This window comes from Ruegeria sp. CDSB013 (genome assembly GCF_059611165.1).
On record NZ_JBXWPA010000014.1, the window covers coordinates 35849 to 51725 of the forward strand.

The 15877-nt window shown below is 55.8% G+C and carries 15 protein-coding genes and 4 pseudogenes; 16 read left to right on the plus strand and 3 right to left on the minus strand.

Annotation, left to right across the window (positions count from 1 at the left end):
- Positions 1 to 71: 71 nt before the first annotated feature.
- Positions 72 to 1148, minus strand: coding sequence for a sugar ABC transporter substrate-binding protein (locus tag AC2FJF_RS20040; RefSeq protein ID WP_299664530.1), 1077 nt, complete (start codon positions 1146 to 1148; stop codon positions 72 to 74).
- A gap of 506 nt (positions 1149 to 1654) precedes the next feature.
- On the opposite strand from AC2FJF_RS20040, the gene AC2FJF_RS20045 reads away from it, so the two are divergent.
- From AC2FJF_RS20045 to AC2FJF_RS20065, 5 genes and pseudogenes are all read left to right on the plus strand, one after another.
- Positions 1655 to 1909, plus strand: coding sequence for a hypothetical protein (locus AC2FJF_RS20045; RefSeq protein ID WP_496726908.1), 255 nt, complete (start codon positions 1655 to 1657; stop codon positions 1907 to 1909).
- 18 nt (positions 1910 to 1927) lie between these two features.
- Positions 1928 to 2182, plus strand: a pseudogene (locus AC2FJF_RS20050) (IS110 family transposase); the annotation flags it as partial.
- Positions 2176 to 2262, plus strand: a pseudogene (locus AC2FJF_RS20055) (RidA family protein); the annotation flags it as partial. The pseudogenes AC2FJF_RS20050 and AC2FJF_RS20055, both read left to right, overlap by 7 nt.
- Positions 2263 to 2266: 4 nt before the next feature.
- Positions 2267 to 2353 (plus strand): plasmid mobilization relaxosome protein MobC, encoded by an 87-nt coding sequence (mobC, locus tag AC2FJF_RS20060; protein ID WP_367575553.1) that lies wholly within the window; start codon positions 2267 to 2269, stop codon positions 2351 to 2353.
- 125 nt (positions 2354 to 2478) lie between these two features.
- Positions 2479 to 2778, plus strand: a pseudogene (locus AC2FJF_RS20065) (IS3 family transposase); the annotation flags it as partial.
- A 61-nt stretch (positions 2779 to 2839) separates the two neighbouring features.
- Here the strand turns inward: AC2FJF_RS20065 and AC2FJF_RS20070 are convergent.
- Positions 2840 to 3265: an Lrp/AsnC family transcriptional regulator gene (locus AC2FJF_RS20070; protein WP_496676975.1), complete on the minus strand. Its 426-nt coding sequence runs from the start codon at positions 3263 to 3265 to the stop codon at positions 2840 to 2842.
- Between the two features lie 95 nt (positions 3266 to 3360).
- On the opposite strand from AC2FJF_RS20070, the gene AC2FJF_RS20075 reads away from it, so the two are divergent.
- The 8 genes and pseudogenes from AC2FJF_RS20075 (at position 3361) to AC2FJF_RS20110 (ending at position 11411) form a co-directional block, all read left to right on the plus strand.
- The gene (locus AC2FJF_RS20075) at positions 3361 to 4551 is read left to right on the plus strand and encodes a pyridoxal phosphate-dependent aminotransferase (RefSeq protein ID WP_496708008.1); all 1191 of its coding nucleotides are present in this window, start codon (positions 3361 to 3363) and stop codon (positions 4549 to 4551) included.
- 25 nt (positions 4552 to 4576) lie between these two features.
- Positions 4577 to 5323: an SDR family oxidoreductase gene (locus AC2FJF_RS20080; protein ID WP_106607289.1), complete on the plus strand. Its 747-nt coding sequence runs from the start codon at positions 4577 to 4579 to the stop codon at positions 5321 to 5323.
- Between the two features lie 12 nt (positions 5324 to 5335).
- The gene (locus AC2FJF_RS20085) at positions 5336 to 6178 is read left to right on the plus strand and encodes a fumarylacetoacetate hydrolase family protein (protein WP_106607288.1); all 843 of its coding nucleotides are present in this window, start codon (positions 5336 to 5338) and stop codon (positions 6176 to 6178) included.
- 169 nt (positions 6179 to 6347) lie between these two features.
- Positions 6348 to 7076, plus strand: coding sequence for an SDR family NAD(P)-dependent oxidoreductase (locus AC2FJF_RS20090; protein ID WP_106607586.1), 729 nt, complete (start codon positions 6348 to 6350; stop codon positions 7074 to 7076).
- A gap of 33 nt (positions 7077 to 7109) precedes the next feature.
- Positions 7110 to 7775, plus strand: coding sequence for an RraA family protein (locus AC2FJF_RS20095; RefSeq protein WP_106607287.1), 666 nt, complete (start codon positions 7110 to 7112; stop codon positions 7773 to 7775).
- Positions 7776 to 7813: 38 nt separating this feature from the next.
- Positions 7814 to 8962, plus strand: a complete 1149-nt coding sequence (locus AC2FJF_RS20100; protein WP_106607286.1) for a fumarylacetoacetate hydrolase family protein — start codon at positions 7814 to 7816, stop codon at positions 8960 to 8962.
- A 12-nt stretch (positions 8963 to 8974) separates the two neighbouring features.
- Positions 8975 to 10480 (plus strand): aldehyde dehydrogenase (NADP(+)), encoded by a 1506-nt coding sequence (locus tag AC2FJF_RS20105; protein WP_496705071.1) that lies wholly within the window; start codon positions 8975 to 8977, stop codon positions 10478 to 10480.
- An 18-nt stretch (positions 10481 to 10498) separates the two neighbouring features.
- Positions 10499 to 11411 (plus strand): annotated as a pseudogene (locus AC2FJF_RS20110) (dihydrodipicolinate synthase family protein).
- Positions 11412 to 11630: 219 nt separating this feature from the next.
- On the opposite strand, the gene AC2FJF_RS20115 reads toward AC2FJF_RS20110, so the two are convergent.
- Positions 11631 to 12641 carry a LacI family DNA-binding transcriptional regulator gene (locus AC2FJF_RS20115; protein WP_106607283.1) on the minus strand — a complete coding sequence of 337 codons (1011 nt, stop codon included), beginning with the start codon at positions 12639 to 12641 and terminating at the stop codon, positions 11631 to 11633.
- Positions 12642 to 12838: 197 nt separating this feature from the next.
- On the opposite strand from AC2FJF_RS20115, the gene dctP reads away from it, so the two are divergent.
- The 3 genes from dctP (at position 12839) to AC2FJF_RS20130 (ending at position 15795) form a co-directional block, all read left to right on the plus strand.
- Positions 12839 to 13840 carry a TRAP transporter substrate-binding protein DctP gene (gene dctP, locus AC2FJF_RS20120; protein WP_496676989.1) on the plus strand — a complete coding sequence of 334 codons (1002 nt, stop codon included), beginning with the start codon at positions 12839 to 12841 and terminating at the stop codon, positions 13838 to 13840.
- Between the two features lie 81 nt (positions 13841 to 13921).
- Positions 13922 to 14509, plus strand: coding sequence for a TRAP transporter small permease (locus tag AC2FJF_RS20125; protein ID WP_496676992.1), 588 nt, complete (start codon positions 13922 to 13924; stop codon positions 14507 to 14509).
- Complete coding sequence (locus AC2FJF_RS20130) at positions 14503 to 15795, plus strand: TRAP transporter large permease (RefSeq protein ID WP_496676995.1); 1293 nt, start codon at positions 14503 to 14505, stop codon at positions 15793 to 15795. Before AC2FJF_RS20125 ends, AC2FJF_RS20130 begins: the two co-directional genes overlap by 7 nt.
- The last annotated feature ends 82 nt before the right edge of the window (positions 15796 to 15877 follow it).

The window sequence follows — 15877 nt, forward strand, 5'->3', positions numbered from 1 at the left end:
TCGAAAAGAGTTTGATTTTTTAGTCCCCCGACCCATTGAACCGGGGGAGGGCTCGCTGCGTGCAAGGGGAGTTATTGCACGTAGTCTTGCCAGTTTGCCTGCCACGCGTCGATGAAACCGGGCAAATCAGCGTCGGGATTATGGACCTTGCTGAGGCTGCGAACGGTTTCCGGTGAAAGAATACATCCGTTCAGAAGACTGTTGGCATAGGTATCCACATTGTCGGCTGTTACCGGAATGAGGCCGACCCGCGGCTGGGTGTCTTCAATCGGGTGACCGTGCAAGTAGTCATAGAGTTGGATAAGGCCGAACCCGCCAACCATCCAATGGCCACCGATCGAGAAACTCAGTTTGCCATCCTTGATGAATTGAGCGACCTGCTCGTCAATGTCGGTGGTTATGATGGCGATGTCGTCACGCCCTGCCTGTTCCACCGCAAATTGACTGCCGAGACCGGCGACCGCGCCAAGCACGATGATCGCGTCAATCTCGCCGGGTCCGAAGCGGGCAATGAACTGCTCGGCATATTTCTGGCCATTCTCCCGGTTCAGACGATCCCAACTTTCAGCGATCACTTCGACCCCTGCCGCGTCCAATTCCGATTGAACTCCCGCCCAGATTTCTTCCGCAGAAGTCACACCTTTCTGGTTCCAGACCATCGCGACTTTCTTGTGTCCGAGATCTGCGGTGGCTTTGCCGATTGCCTGACCCCAAGTGTCATTGTTCTGGGTCACCTGCGCGATGAAATCCTCACCTTCATAGTCATCGTCATAGCTGGACACCACCAGTCGACCGACGGCAATACCAGGAATATCATTCTCTTCGAGAAGACGCGCGACCTGGATACCGGCCGGCGACGTCAGCGGGTTGAAGATCAGCCCGTCCGGGCCGCTTGCGATGATGGATTCAGCTTGCGCCGCGTGCTGTTCTTCCGAGTTCTGATCGTCAAACTCCTTCAGCTCGACACCCAGCGCTTCAGCGACGCAGCGTTCAAAACGATGGCGGTTGATAACCCAAGGGTTTGTTTCCGGCTGGCCAAGGTCAGCGATTACCAGATCGGTACGAGCTTCGCTTTGAGCCGTTGCCACGCTCGCAAGCGGCAACATGGCTGCTGTCACAAGCAAAGGCTTGAGCATCTTGTAGGTCATGATCTCCTCCCTGGAGAGTTTTTCGCGTTGATTGCGGAGAGGTAAACTCCTATTTAATGCGTACTGCAATTAAATGCAGTTTGCAAGTATATATCCAATCCGCTGAACCAACCCGGGAACTTTGAGGTTGCGAAGTGGCAAAAATCCAGGCTTTACGGCTCAAGCAGTCAAGGCATCAAGTTCCGCGCGAACCACGCGGTACGGCAGGACCCGGTGTCCTGACTCAGGTTCCGAGCGGTGTGGATGCCCTGGGCGTGGTCCTCGTAACGATCGGCGTAGTCGTTCACAAATCCGCGCAGATGTCGTCTGCACCTGTCAACGGCGACTGAAATCGGCCATTCGCTGCAACCTGAAGAACGAGCAGGTTGGGCTCGCACCGGACTTTCTCTGCGACGGGCCCGAATTGGTCGAATGAGCCCTGAACCGCCATTGATCACACTTCAGCCTTTCGCTCATGCAGCAGGTCGCGATCCGCGCAAACCGGACATTTCCTGTCTGGTTCGTGGATGGCTGTGACGCGGACTCTCCAGACATTGGCCTTTGGGCATGTTGCTGACGCAGCATCCGTTTGCATCTGCGGCACGTTCGATGTGGCAGCGCAGCGCAAATCACCGAAGCAGCCGCTCGACAGCGCGGATTTGGCTGAGACCGAAACTGTAGTTTCGCCGCAGCCTGGTCTGACAACTCAGACGCGGATGGGGTGGATGGCGCCTGCAGCCAACCGTCGCGCTTTGCGGCATACTGTAGAAGTCATCTTCTGACAGGAAAGGAACCCCACCATGGAAGTTACAACAGTTGGACTGGATCTTGGTAAGGACGTCTTCCAAGCTCACGGCATCACCGCAGACGGGGCGATTGTTTTCAATCGAACAATTCGACGCAAGCAGTTGCTTAAGTTCTTCGAGAAATTGCCGAGTTGCCTTGTCGGGAAAGAAGCCTGCGGGTCGGCCCATCACTGGGCGCGCGAGCTGACCGAAATTGGTCATGATGTGCGGCTCATGCCTGCGGCCTATGTCAAACCGTATGTCACGCGCCAGCCCGTGCCTGCGGCGAAGCCAAGCTAGCCCGTGCAGAACTTGGGGTCGAGTTTATAGTGGACGCGGCCTACGATTGATCTGTTGCGGGTTTCGGCTTCGCTCAATCGCACCGGCAACAACGTCAACCAGATTGCGCGGCGCTTGAACGAGGCGAGCGGTGTGCTGTAAGCGAAGTGCTGCGATTTTGTAGATTGGCGCACCTGTCATCAGATTGGGACCTTCTCAATCTGATGACAGGAGGTTCCGATGGTGGAACATTATGTACCCGCGCTGCGCAAGTGCTTTCTCGAAGACATGCGGACCGCGGGGCTCAATACCTGTCGATCAAGTATTCCGAGCGCCTTGACGAGGCGAAGGTCGGTGCCTCGGTCGGCAGTAGCGGGGACAGTTACGATAACGCCCTCTACAAGGCTGAGGTCATCGAACACGAAGGCCCGTGGAGTGGCAAGAAAGACGTGGAAATGGCAACCCTCAATTGGGTCAATTGGTGCAACGAAAAGCGCCTCTTCGGCCCGCTCGGGTATATCTCACCCGCACCAGCAGAAAGGAACTTCTACAACGCAGATTGCGCGGCTAAGATCGCCGTAGAATGACAAACTCAAACGTCTCCGGTAAACTCGGTCTGGTTCAGTAACCATAGAAGCCGGTAGTCGTTTAGAACTCTTTGGAGAGAGCCATGATCGTCTCGGTACGCTTGACACCATCGATTTTATAGATCTGCTCCAGTACGAGATTCAGACGCGGCTTTTCGATGGGATTGATGAGCAGCGCGAAGTCGTGGTCTCCTACGATTCTTAGACAACTTGCAACCTCTGGCATGGTCGCAAATTCGCGTGCTGCTGCTTCCCCCTTGCTGCGGATTTCCATGTTTATCAGTACAATTGCCCCTATGCCGCCTGTTTCAACGGTCGAAGGTTCCTTGATTGTGTAGCCAAGAATCTGCTGAGTTTGCTCCAGTCTTGAAAGCCTTGCCTGCACCGCAGTGCGCGAACGGCCAACCTTCCTCGAAAGATCGGTGACGGGCACACGCGAGTCCCTGCGCAGCGCTTCAAGTATTTGCTCGTCGATCTTATCACGCATTGATATCCAAGCCCGTCCCAAATTGCAGATTGCCTAGTGTATAGGCATATTGCCTATGATTTCAATCGATTTAACAATCGACAGGACGGGCCGTTTTGACTGACATCTTCGTTATGGACAACGCAACACTATTGAACTCGATTTCGTCCCGTGCGCGGGCTTTGGAAGCCTCCAAGATCCGCGAGGTTGCAGAGCTTGGCATGAAGCAAGACGGCGTGTTGCCGCTCTGGTTCGGTGAAGGCGCCTGGCCGACCAATTCACTGATTGTGGACGCTGCAATTGCCGCGCTCAAGGCTGGCAATCATATGTACCAGCCGAACAATGGCGCGATGGCGCTGCGGCAAGCGATTTGTGCTTATAGCAACGAACTTCTGGGCAGCCGTCTGAAACCGGCTCAGGTCACAGTCACCCCTTCCGGAATGCAAGGCCTCATGCTGACGGCTGAATTTCTTGTGACTCCCGGCGACCGGGTTATCGCAGTGGAGCCGGGCTGGCCCAATATCATCGGTGCTTTCAAGGCGACCGGTGCAGAGATTGCGAGCGTGGCAATCGTGCCGAAGGGCGGTCATTGGGCGCTCGACGTGGAAGAGCTGATCGCGGCGCTGACACCGGGCACCAAAGCGGTGGTGATTAACTCGCCCAACAACCCCACCGGCTGGACCATGTCGGCCGAGGAGCAGCGTCTGGTGTTGGAGCATTGCCGCCGGCACGGCATCTGGATCGTTGCCGATGACGTTTATTCCCGGCTCTACCGCCATGGGCGTCACGCGCCCTCATTCCTGTCGATTGCAGAGCCTGAGGATCAGCTGATCTCTGTGAACTCGTTTTCAAAATGCTGGTCGATGACCGGATGGCGGCTTGGCTGGATCGTGGCTCCCGCCGCGTTCGAGGGGAAGCTGGGTCAGTTGACCGAGTTCAACACGTCCTGCACAGCCGGCTTTGTCCAGGAGGCGGGTATTGCAGCCCTGCGCGGCGGCGAAGAGGAAATTGCCAGCCTGTTGAGCAAAATCCAGGCAGGGTATGAAATCACGGCAGAACGCCTCAACGCTTTTTCGCGGGTGGAGTTCATTGAGCCTGATGGTGCTTTCTACTGCTTCTTCCGAGTTGACGGGCTGACTGACAGCTTCGCTGCGGCTGGTGAAATCCTTGAGCAGACCAAGGTCGGGCTAGCGCCGGGCGTGGCGTTCGGTCCGCAGGGAGAAGGTTATTTGCGGCTCTGCTACGCGCAGCCGGCAGAAGTGCTGGAAGAGGCCTTCAAGCGGCTCGAGCCGTTCCTCTCGAAGTGATGCCTCAATATCGGGGAGGAAAGACATGACGTATCAACTCAGCCTTGAGGGTAAAACCGCGCTGATTACTGCCGCTGGGCAGGGTATCGGGCGTGCCAGCGCCGAGGCCTTTGCCCAGGCTGGCGCCTCGGTCATTGCCACAGACATCAATGAGACTTCGCTAGCTGAGCTCAATGCGATTGACGGCATTACCGCATGGAAACTGGATGCAACCGATCCCGAAGACATCAAGCGGGTACTGCCTGAAGCTGGTAGGCTGGATGTGCTGTTCAATTGCGCTGGATTTGTCCATACCGGCAGCATCCTGGATAGCACCGAGGAAGATTGGGACTTTGCCTTCGATCTGAATGCCAAGGCCATGTACCGCCTGTGTAAGGCAGTCCTTCCGGGCATGCTTGAACAGGGCAAGGGGTCGATCATCAACATGTCCTCGGTGGCATCCTCCTTGAAGGGCGTTCCAAACCGCTTTGTTTATTGCGCGTCCAAGGCAGCGGTCATCGGCATGACCAAGGCGATCGCTGCTGACTACGTAACCCAAGGCATCCGTTGCAATGCGATCTGCCCTGGCACCGTAGATAGCCCATCGCTGCACGACCGGTTGCGGGCCACGGGCGATTACGAGGCGGCGCGGGAGCAATTCATCGCGCGCCAGCCTATGGGGCGCGTTGGCGATGCAGACGAAATTGCAGCGCTTGCAGTTTACCTTGCCTCGGATGCCAGCGGATTCACCACGGGCCAGGCCCATATCATCGACGGCGGCTGGGCCCTCTGAACGGAGACTATCATGAAACTTTTGCGTTATGGCCCGAAAGGGCACGAAAAACCCGGTATCGTCGACGCTGACGGTGTTGTCCGCGATCTGTCCGGCTTGGTGGATGACATTGCCGGTGAGGTTCTGACGGATCAAGGCCTGGCCGGCATTGCCGAAGCTGACCTGTCGTCGCTGCCTGCCGTTGAGGTCGACCGTTATGGGCCCTGCGTCGGCGGTGTTGGCAAGTTCATCTGTATTGGGCTCAATTACTCCGACCATGCCGAGGAAAGTGGGCTGGAGGTGCCGCCGGAGCCGGTGATCTTTGCCAAGGCGACTTCGGCAATTTGCGGTCCCAACGACACGGTAGAAATCCCCCGCGGCTCGAAGGCCACCGACTGGGAAGTTGAACTGGGCGTCGTAATTGGCAAAGAGGCAAAATATGTCGATGAGGCAGAAGCTCTCGAACATGTTGCGGGCTACTGCGTGATCAACGACATTTCCGAACGTGATTTCCAGAACAAGCGCGCAGGGCAGTGGACCAAGGGCAAATCTGCCGACACGTTCGGTCCTATTGGACCTTGGCTGGTGACCCGCGACGAGGTTTCTGACCCGCAGAATCTGCCGATGTATCTGGAAGTGAACGGAGAGCGCCGCCAGGACGGAAGCACGAACACAATGGTGTTCGGGGTGGCTCACATCGTCTCTTACCTGTCACAGTTCATGAGCCTGCAGCCAGGCGACATCATCTCCACCGGCACACCTCCGGGTGTGGGCATGGGGATCAAGCCTGAGCCCGTATACCTTAAGGCGGGCGACAAGATGGAACTCGGCATCGAAGGCCTGGGCGTGCAGCGCCAGGACGTTGTGCAGTGCTGACCTTCTCCCCGGCGCCAGGCCGTTCACCCCATTGGCGCTGTTCCTGGGCCAGCTATATTGGTTGCCCGGTCCATCTTTTCCCGAGGCCTACATCCATATCGGTCTCAAAAGGCAAGCCCAGTGAATGAAGGCTGCCTGTAGCCGTGATTTTCATCAGGAGGACAAAGTGATGGAAAACCAAGTTGCAATCGTAACCGGCGGTGCGCAGGGAATAGGCCTGGCTGCGGCTCGGCTTCTGATCGAAAAAGGTGCGAAGGTCGTCAGCTGGGACATTGATGCAAGCAACGGGGACGCAATGGCTGCTCTGGGCGGCAATGCTTTCGCGGTGGACTGCGATATCACCGATCTGTCTTCGGTGGAAGCGGCCTACAAGCGTACTTGCGAGGCAGCGGGAATTCCTTCGATTTTGATCAACAGTGCTGGGATCGCAGGTCCCAACGAACCGCTGGACACCTACGATCCCGAAGCTTGGCGCAAGATCATCGACATTAACCTGAACGGCACATTCTATGTGAACCGCGTCTGCGTTCCTGGAATGCGAGAGCAAGGCTATGGACGCATCCTGAATGTCGCGTCCATCGCAGGCAAAGACGGCAATCCTAATGCTTCCGCCTATTCGGCTTCCAAGGCCGCGGTGATCGGCTTGACTAAGTCCTTGGGCAAGGAACTGGCTGGCTACGATATTGCAGTAAACTGCGTGACGCCGGCTGCGGCCCGGACCCGGATTTTCGACCAGATGAGCCAGGAGCACATTGACTATATGCTTTCCAAAATCCCTCGTGGCCGGTTCCTGGAAGTCGAAGAGGCCGCGAAGATGATCGTTTGGGCGGTTTCACCTGAAAACTCCTTCACCACTGGAGCTGTATTCGATCTGTCTGGCGGCCGGGCCACCTACTAACTCTTGTAAATTAAGTCACTTGGAGGAAAACCCATGACAGATAATGACAAAAAAGCCGCTCTCACCGAACGCCTTGCAAAATGCTACAGCGGTGCAGTTTATGACGCCCTGCGCGAGAGAGGGATAGACAATACTGTTCTGCCCAAAGACATCCGGCCGATTGACGATACTCATGTTCTTGCTGGTCCCGTTTTCACAATTTCAGGAACACCAAAACCTGGGATTAGTGCTGATGATGCTCTGCTGGCTTGGACGGGTTTCCTTTCAACAGCGCCGTCTGGCCATGTCGTAGTTTGCAATGGCCACACTGACGACATCGCGATGATGGGGGAACTGTCTGCCGAGACGCTCCAGATGCGCGGTGTGCGCGGATATGTGACCAATGGCGGGTGTCGGGACAGCAATTTCATTCGTAACATCGGTTTCCCCGTTTTCCATCGCTTCTACACCGCCCGCGATGTGGTGGGCGCATGGTCGGTCGACAAAATGGAAGTCCCTGTGCAGATCGGTGACGTTGTCGTTAAGCCCGGGGATTTTCTGATTGCCGACATTGATGGGGCCATCCTTATCCCAGGTGAAATCGCAGAAGAGATCGTGGTTGAGGTCGAGGAAGTGATGAACACCGAGAACAAGGTCCGCTCGGCTATCCGTAGCGGGACGGATCCGAAAGAAGCCTACCTGACCTACGGGCGCTTCTGAGCGGTCAAACTGGCGTAACAGCACTTGGAGATACGAATATGCATATCGGTTTGCCTGACCAGGGCTGTTTTGTTTTGCGGGTCTGGAATCCAGCGGTTTCAGGGCCTTCGGTTTGCCACTTGCGCGACGGATGCATTGTCGATGTGACCTCGCGTGAAGTGGCAACAGTACGCGACCTGCTTGAGCAGGACGATCCGGCGGGCTGGATCAAGTCTGCCTCAGGCGAAGCAGTTTGCACGCTGGGCGAGCTCGAGGAGAGTTCCGTCGAACGGCCTGATCCTAAATTACCCTATTTTCTGGCGCCCTGCGATCTGCAGCCAGTTAAAGCATGTGGCGTGACCTTTGTATCCTCAATGTTGGAGCGGGTGATTGAAGAGCAGGCACTCGGTGATCCTACCAAGGCCAAGGTGATCCGCGGGCGCTGCGAGACTATTTTAGGCGATAGCCTGACCGGGATTGTTCCCGGGTCAGACCAAGCAATTCAATTGAAGAACGCGCTTCTCGCCGAGGAAGCCTGGTCGCAATACCTTGAAGTCGGAATTGGCCCGGATGCAGAAGTTTTCTCCAAGGCTCAAGCGCTGTCTTCGGTTGGCTGGGGTGCAAGCGTCGGCCTGCATCCAATGTCGCGCTGGAATAACCCGGAACCGGAGGTGGTTCTGGCGATAAACAGCCGGGGTGAGGTCAAGGGTGCCACGCTCGGCAACGACGTGAACCTTCGCGATGTCGAAGGCCGCTCGGCGCTGCTGCTTGGAAAGGCAAAAGACAACAATGCTGCCAGCTCGGTAGGACCTGCCATTCGCCTCTTTGATGGAACCTATTCGATCGCGGATGTGCGTAAAGCGGAACTTGATTTGCGGGTTACCGGGGAGGATGGCTTTGTGATGGACGGTCACAGCACAATGGCCGAGATCAGCCGCGACCCGCTTGACCTGGTTGGGCAGGCTTATGGTGCGCACCACCAGTATCCCGATGGTTTCATGCTGATGATGGGAACCCTTTTCGCTCCAACCCAGGACCGTGATCACCCCGGGGGTGGTTTCACGCACAAAATGGGCGACGTCGTGACCATTTCAAACTCTGATCTGGGTGCTTTGGTCAATACCGTGCGCCTTTCTACCGAATGCCCGCCCTGGGACTTCGCAGCCTCGCATCTGATGCGCAATTTGGCCCGCCGTGGCCTGCTCTGAACGGAGACACTCATGCTAAACGGAAAACATCTGATTGCCGGCGAATGGCTAGGCAGCGCCAGCACTTTTTCATCACAGCCTGCTCACGGCTCCGCCCATAGCTTTGCTGTCGGAACGGTGGATCTTGTCGGACGTGCCTGTGAGGCGGCTGAAGAGGCTTTCTGGTCCTATGGCTACTCTGGCGTGGAAAAACGTGCGGCGTTCCTGCACCGGATTGCGGATGAAATTGACGCCCTTGGAGATGAAATCACTGAGATCGGAAGCCAGGAGACAGGTTTGCCCGAGGCTCGCTTGACCGGTGAGCGCGGTCGGACTGTCGGCCAGCTGCGCTTGTTCGCAGAGCATATCCTGAAAGGCGATTATCTGGACCGTCGCCATGACAGCGCCTTGCCTGACCGGCAGCCGCTGCCGCGGCCTGAGCTGTATATGGTTCAGCGGCCCATTGGCCCGGTTGCGGTCTTTGGTGCTTCGAATTTTCCACTGGCCTTCTCGACCGCAGGGGGTGACACCGCAGCAGCATTGGCCGCAGGCTGCCCTGTAGTGGTCAAAGGCCACTCAGCGCACCCGGGAACGGGGGAGCTGGTGGCTCAAGCCATCGACAAGGCCGTGAAGGCGATGGATCTGCACCCTGGCGTGTTCAACCTGATCCAAGGAGGCAAGCGGAACGTAGGAGCTGCGCTGGTTCAGCATCCATTGGTTAGGGCGGTTGGCTTTACCGGTTCGCTGGGTGGCGGGCGGGCCCTGTTCGATCTGTGCGCATCCCGCGAAGAGCCTATCCCGTTCTTTGGCGAACTTGGCTCAGTCAATCCGATGTTCCTGCTGCCACGATCTCTCTCCTCCCGTGCTGAGGCAATGGGCGAGGGCTGGTCCGGCTCCTTGACTATGGGAGCCGGCCAGTTCTGCACCAATCCAGGGATTGCCGTCGTGCAGTCGGGCGCAGATGCCGAACGTTTTGTTGCGGCAGCTACCAAGGCATTGGAGCAGGTTGGCGCGCAGACAATGCTGACTGACGGGATCGCCGCAGCCTATCGCGATGGGCGCGACCGGATCCGCGCCAATTCCAGCGTGCAGGGAATCCTCACCACCACCTGCGTCCTGCGCAATGCAACGCCGTACCTTTTCCGCGTCACTGCGCGTGAGTGGTTGGCAAATGATGCGTTGGCCGAGGAAGTCTTCGGTCCGCTGGGCCTGGTTGTCGAAGCAGAAGATGCGGCCGAAATGACTGCTGTTGCGAAGGGACTTAAAGGGCAGCTGACCTGCACCGTCCATATGAGTGAAGACGACACCGCCCAGGCGCAGGCCTTGATGCCAATCCTTGAGCGCAAGGCGGGGCGAGTTTTGGTCAACGGCTTTCCGACCGGCGTCGAAGTATCTGACACGATGGTCCATGGCGGCCCCTATCCGGCCTCGACAAATTTTGGTGCGACCTCGGTGGGTACTCTGTCGATCCGACGTTTCCTTCGGCCTGTATGCTTCCAAAACATGCCAGAGGCACTGCTGCCTCAAGATCTGAAATGAACGTCCAAGGATAATATTATGGCTAAAATGTACAAAGGCATCTGGCCGGTTGCCCCGACCCCTTTTCATGACGATGGAACACTCGACCTTGAGGGTATGAAGCGCGTGCTCGACTTCATGATCGATGCGGGCGTCGATGGCATCTGCATCCTTGCGAATTACTCCGAGCAGTTTGTGCTGTCTGATGAAGAGCGCGAAGTGCTGACTCGATTGTCGCTGGAACATGTGGCGCACCGGGTGCCGGTGATCGTGACTGTCAGCCACTTCGCAACCCAGATTGCGGTGGAGCGCGCGCGTCTCGCGAAATCGCTTGGCGCCAGCATGGTGATGCTGATGCCCCCTATCACGGGACAACGCTGCGGGGGACGCCGGAGCAAATTTTTCAGCAGTTTGAAGCGGTCGGCGAGGTGGGCATCCCGATCATGGTGCAGGATGCGCCGATGGCCGGCAATGATCTGACTGTGCCGCTTCTGGTCAGGATGGCCCGCGAAATCGAGATGGTGAAGCTCTTTAAGATCGAGTGCATTCCGGCAACCGGTAAGCTGCGCGAGCTTATTGCTGCAGGCGGTGACGCGATTCAAGGCCCCTTCGACGGTGAAGAAGGTATCACATTGATGGCCGACTTGGATGCCGGAGCTACTGGCACCATGACCTCTGCCACAATTCCCGACAAGATCAAGCCCATTCTGGCTTTGCACGCCGAAGGCAACCGCGAAGGTGCATCCGAAGTCTACCGTCAGGTGCTGCCGGTGATCAACTTCGAAAACCGCCAGTGCCTTTGGCGCGCCTCAAAGGCCGCGATGATGGAGGGGGGGTGATCAATTCCGACTGCTGCCGCCACCCGATTGCACCGTTGCATCCTGAGACCCTTGCGGGGCTCTTGGATATTCTTCGGCCGATTGATCCGCTCGTCCTGTCCTGGGGCAAGTGAAGTAAGACTGGGCGGTTGCATCGTTGAACCAAAAACATAGGCCGCAACTGCCCCGCTCGGCCAACTATGGCATGATGAGAACAGTTCTTGGATTGGTGCCTTGCGGGAGGAGCCGGTGATTTTCACGTTCGCGACATAGGCCGCTCCCACATTCTTCTCAACCCAACGAGACCGTATACTGCACTTGGTCGAAATCAATACGATAGAACGCGACATACTTTAACGATGTGAGCTAACGCTATCAGTCAGGATCAATTCTGTCGGGACGAGAGTGAGTTTAGTTGGCGCTGTCGGATCCGAGATACGGCTTAGCAGATGTTGAATGACAACTCTCCCCATCTCTTGCAGATCAATGCTTGTCGTACTCAGCGGCGGATTGGTGTGTTGCAACTCATCGATCCCCTCGTTCGCGATCAACGAGAAATCTTCTCCGATTTTTTTTCCCAACCTCTGCAAACCGGCTTTCAGTCCAAGGGTGACGATAGCATTATATCCGATGGCAGCAGTCGGCGGATCTTCGACATCCAGAATTCTCGCCGCTGCTTCGTATCCCTGAGCACGAACAGGGCGGCATTCGAAAACAAGCGCACGATCGAACTCTTGACCCGCTTCGTCAAATGCTTGCCTGATGCCTTTCATGCGACGGTTAAATGGGGAAATATTGACTGTGCCGCCAACAGCGGCAATGCGTCTGTGACCAAGGTTAAGCAGATGTTTTGCCGCCGTGTAACCCGCAAGTGTCTCATCAGCCACGACTGAATCGATGGGATAGCCACTGATCTCTCGCGAGACACACACTATTGGGGGGCTGAATTTCTTCATCTCTTCCAGGTCGGTCGCCTGAGTTCCAATCGCAGGAACCAGGACGATGCCATCTGCATTGTACTCAGACATTTTCCTGATGAATTCGGATTGTCTCTCCACTTTTTCATCCGTATTGCACAGGAAGACCGTTTTTCCTACTTTGGCAAGTTCACCTTCAATCGCTCCCAGAATCTCGCTGAAGGACGGGTCGGACACGTTGTTAAGCACGATACCCACCGTGTCGGTCTTTGACTTCCTCAATCCTGCCGCGGAACGCTGATAGACATAGCCAGATTCGCGCAGCGCTTCTTTGACCCTGGCGCGCGTCTGGTCCGAGATTCGGCTGTTTTCCTTCATCGCCAAAGAAACAGTTGCAGTGGAAAGTCCTAACTGTTTTGCGATTTGACTAAGGGTCGGCTTCTGCATTCTTATTATTTTTCCTATGGTTATGGTTGCCTAGGGTAGTAATTTCCAACGTTCTTTCGGGCAAGTTGCCCATGAGAAGTCAGAGTTAATCGATTTAATTTGATTTGTAAAAGTTAATCGATTAACTTGAAGCGGCACCGACGGAGAGCAGTTTACGCATTCCGGAGCGCAAGCGCAGTTTCAACGGGAGGAAAACTATGAAACTCGGAAAATATGCATTCGGCATAATCTCGGGTCTGGCGTTGTCAGGCCTACTTGCAACAACAGCCCTCGCCGACACGGTCAGGCTGAAATTGGCCGGGACCTATCCAGTCAACCACTTCGGCCATGAGATTGTCGAAAACATGATCAAAGAGATTGAAGACGCAGACGTAGGCGTGAAAATCTCCTATTTCCCGGCCTCACAGTTGGGATCCGGCGAAGAACTGATCGAGGATGCCATTCGCGGCAATATCGACCTTGTACAAGCGTTCATCTACGCTCAGGCCGATCCTCGGCTGGAAGTCATGAACCTGCCAGGGTTGGTGACGACTTTTGACGAATTGAAAGCGGTCTACGGCAACCCGGACTCCAAGTTTAACCAGATCCTGGCCGGGATCATGGACGACCTGGGGCTGGTCTATCTTGCCAATACCGGCGAAGGGTTGGTCGGTATTGTCGCGAACGAAAAACCTACCGATTATGCCGGTTTCGGTGATAAGGGCGTGAACATCCGCGTCTGGAGTTCAGAGGTCGCCAAAAAGACCACCGAAAGCCTCGGGTATCGGACGACAACGATGAACTGGGCGGAGGTTCTGCCAGCGCTTCAATCTGGCGTCATCGACGGAGCGATCTGCTGTACGCCGGAATGGGCCTATTCGACCTTCGCGGCCGCCGGCGTGGGGAAATACTTTATTCCCGTGAACACGGCTATCGAAGCGTCATCATTCTATGCCAGTGGCAAGTCCTGGGAGAAGTTGAACCAGGAACAGCGCGACGTTATCCGGGCTGCCGCCGAGAGAGCCGCCAACGTTGCGATCAACACATCCTGGGACCGCAATCAAGGCTTCGTCGAAAAGCTGAAGGAAGCTGGCTGGGAAATTCTTGAGTACAGCCCTGAAGAGCGCGCTGCGATGGTTGCCCACATCCAGGAAAACGTCTGGCCGGAACTGGCGGACGTGGTTGGGCAGGACCTTATCGACGAGCTGACCGCCAAGTAACCAAGATTTTCTTTGGTTGCTCATTAATTGGGGATGCCGTGATTGTCTGGCATCCCCCTCTTAACGGGGAGTGAACTTTCGATGGTACTATTTGAAGATGCATTGCCACCCGGTCTGAGCCGGTTCGTTCGGCTGATGGTTTGGATCAAGTCGGTCCTGGTGAGCGTCGCTCTACCGATACTGCCGATCACATTCTTTTTCGTTGTGCTGTTTCGCTATGTTCTGGAACGCGATCTTTTTGCCTACGAAGAATGGCTCATGCCGATCTGCTTCTGGATCTTCTTCTTGGGCAGTGCGCTTGGCACTTACTACGACAAGCAGATCAATGCTGATCTTCTTGATACAGTCACCGAAAATTCAACACTGCTGTGGCTTCGCAAGCTCGTGATCCAGATCATCGAGTTGTCGATAACGCTGGTACTTGTTTACTGGGCCTGGCTGATGATTGCGGATGAGATCGCGGCATATCCTGGATGGAAAACCACCATCGCCCTGAAGATTCCGTTTATTGTTCCACGCTTTGGAATTTTCGTGGGGTTCGTGTTCATGGCGTTCTACAGCGCCTTGTCGATCTTCCTGATGCTGCGCGTGGGCCCCGATCGATATGCCGAGGCCATGGAGAATGCGCGACGGGCAGAGCCCGATGAGGAGGAGGTTGTGACATGGTAATCCTCATCGCCATAATCCTTATCTGCGTTCTGCTGGCAATCGGCGTCTCGGTTCCATTGGCCTTTGGCGGTGTGCTGATCCTTCTGGCCTATACCGGAGGGTACGATGTCTCTGGGTTCTTCGCGACGGGCCACTGGAAGATGAATTCAGTTATCCTGCTGGCCATTCCTCTTTTCATCATGGCTGGCGATATTATGCAGCGGGGCAAAATTGCAAAACCGATCGTTGAGATTGCCGAGCTCATGTTCGGCCATCTCCGCGGCGGGCTAAGTGCTGCCTCGGTCGTGGCCAGTGCGATGTTCGGCGCAATCTCGGGCAGTGGTGCGGCCACATTGACTTGCATCGGTTCGATCATCATGCCGCATCTGCGCAAGGCACGGTATCCCGCAGGCATTTCCGGCGCATTGGTGATCTGTGCAAGCCCCTTAGGCCTATTGATCCCGCCAAGCGGCGCGCAGTTGCTCTATGCCTGGGTCGGTCAGTTGAACGTTCTTGAATGTTTCCTCGCAACGGTCGTACCAGGGCTGATCCTTACGACCCTGTTGATCATCGTGAATTTCGTGATCCTTCGGAAGGATACCGAAATTCAGGTTACCGAAGTTCCGGACCGTTTCTTCCGTGCACTTGCTGGTAAAACAGCCATCGCAACACCGGCGATCCTGATGCCACTGATCATTCTGGGCGGCATTTATGGTGGCATCATGACGCCCACCGAAGCCGCTGGCGTCGCCGTAATTTATGCCATTCCGGTGGGCTTCTTCGTCTACCGCGGCCTGACACTCAAAACCTTCTATGAAAGTATGAAACACTCGGCGATCACGATCGGCGTGGTCATGGTCATGATCTTCACAGTCTTAATCGCCAGCCGCTTCCTGATTTTCGAAGATATTCCCGGTCTCGCCGAGGATCTGATCTATTCCATTTCAGATAACCCAATAATGATTTTCCTGATGCTCAATCTGGTCATGCTTCTGATTGGTATGCTGATGGACGATATCAGCGGAATCATCCTGAGCGCATCGCTTCTGCTACCCATCGCTGTTGGAGCTGGAATGGATCCAATCCACTTTGCCGCAGTTCTTGGTGTTAATCTTGGCATGGGCAACATCACGCCGCCAACGGCACCGCTTCTGTATCTCGGATCGCAAGTGACAGACGTGCCGGTCCGACAACTGATCTGGCCGACACTGATTTTCATCGTGTTTGCTTGGCTGCCAACTTTGCTGATCACCACATTTATCCCTGGGATCGCTCTTTGGTTGCCGAACATGTTCTTCGGCTCCTAGCAACACGAAAACACCAGCCAGAATAGAAAGAAGTTGGTATGCAAAACTCTGTTCCTTCAAACCGGGCGACGGTTGTCGTGGC

Bases quoted from the DNA above. Each gene is read 5' to 3' on its own strand.
- AC2FJF_RS20040 (WP_299664530.1), bottom strand. From the start codon at position 1,148: ATGACCTACAAGATGCTCAAGCCTTTGCTTGTGACAGCAGCCATGTTG.
- AC2FJF_RS20045 (WP_496726908.1), top strand. From the start codon at position 1,655: ATGGCTGTGACGCGGACTCTCCAGACATTGGCCTTTGGGCATGTTGCT.
- AC2FJF_RS20070 (WP_496676975.1), bottom strand. From the start codon at position 3,265: ATGCGTGATAAGATCGACGAGCAAATACTTGAAGCGCTGCGCAGGGAC.
- AC2FJF_RS20080 (WP_106607289.1), top strand. From the start codon at position 4,577: ATGACGTATCAACTCAGCCTTGAGGGTAAAACCGCGCTGATTACTGCC.
- AC2FJF_RS20085 (WP_106607288.1), top strand. From the start codon at position 5,336: ATGAAACTTTTGCGTTATGGCCCGAAAGGGCACGAAAAACCCGGTATC.
- AC2FJF_RS20090 (WP_106607586.1), top strand. From the start codon at position 6,348: ATGGAAAACCAAGTTGCAATCGTAACCGGCGGTGCGCAGGGAATAGGC.
- AC2FJF_RS20095 (WP_106607287.1), top strand. From the start codon at position 7,110: ATGACAGATAATGACAAAAAAGCCGCTCTCACCGAACGCCTTGCAAAA.
- AC2FJF_RS20100 (WP_106607286.1), top strand. From the start codon at position 7,814: ATGCATATCGGTTTGCCTGACCAGGGCTGTTTTGTTTTGCGGGTCTGG.
- AC2FJF_RS20105 (WP_496705071.1), top strand. From the start codon at position 8,975: ATGCTAAACGGAAAACATCTGATTGCCGGCGAATGGCTAGGCAGCGCC.
- AC2FJF_RS20115 (WP_106607283.1), bottom strand. From the start codon at position 12,641: ATGCAGAAGCCGACCCTTAGTCAAATCGCAAAACAGTTAGGACTTTCC.
- dctP (WP_496676989.1), top strand. From the start codon at position 12,839: ATGAAACTCGGAAAATATGCATTCGGCATAATCTCGGGTCTGGCGTTG.
- AC2FJF_RS20125 (WP_496676992.1), top strand. From the start codon at position 13,922: ATGGTACTATTTGAAGATGCATTGCCACCCGGTCTGAGCCGGTTCGTT.
- AC2FJF_RS20130 (WP_496676995.1), top strand. From the start codon at position 14,503: ATGGTAATCCTCATCGCCATAATCCTTATCTGCGTTCTGCTGGCAATC.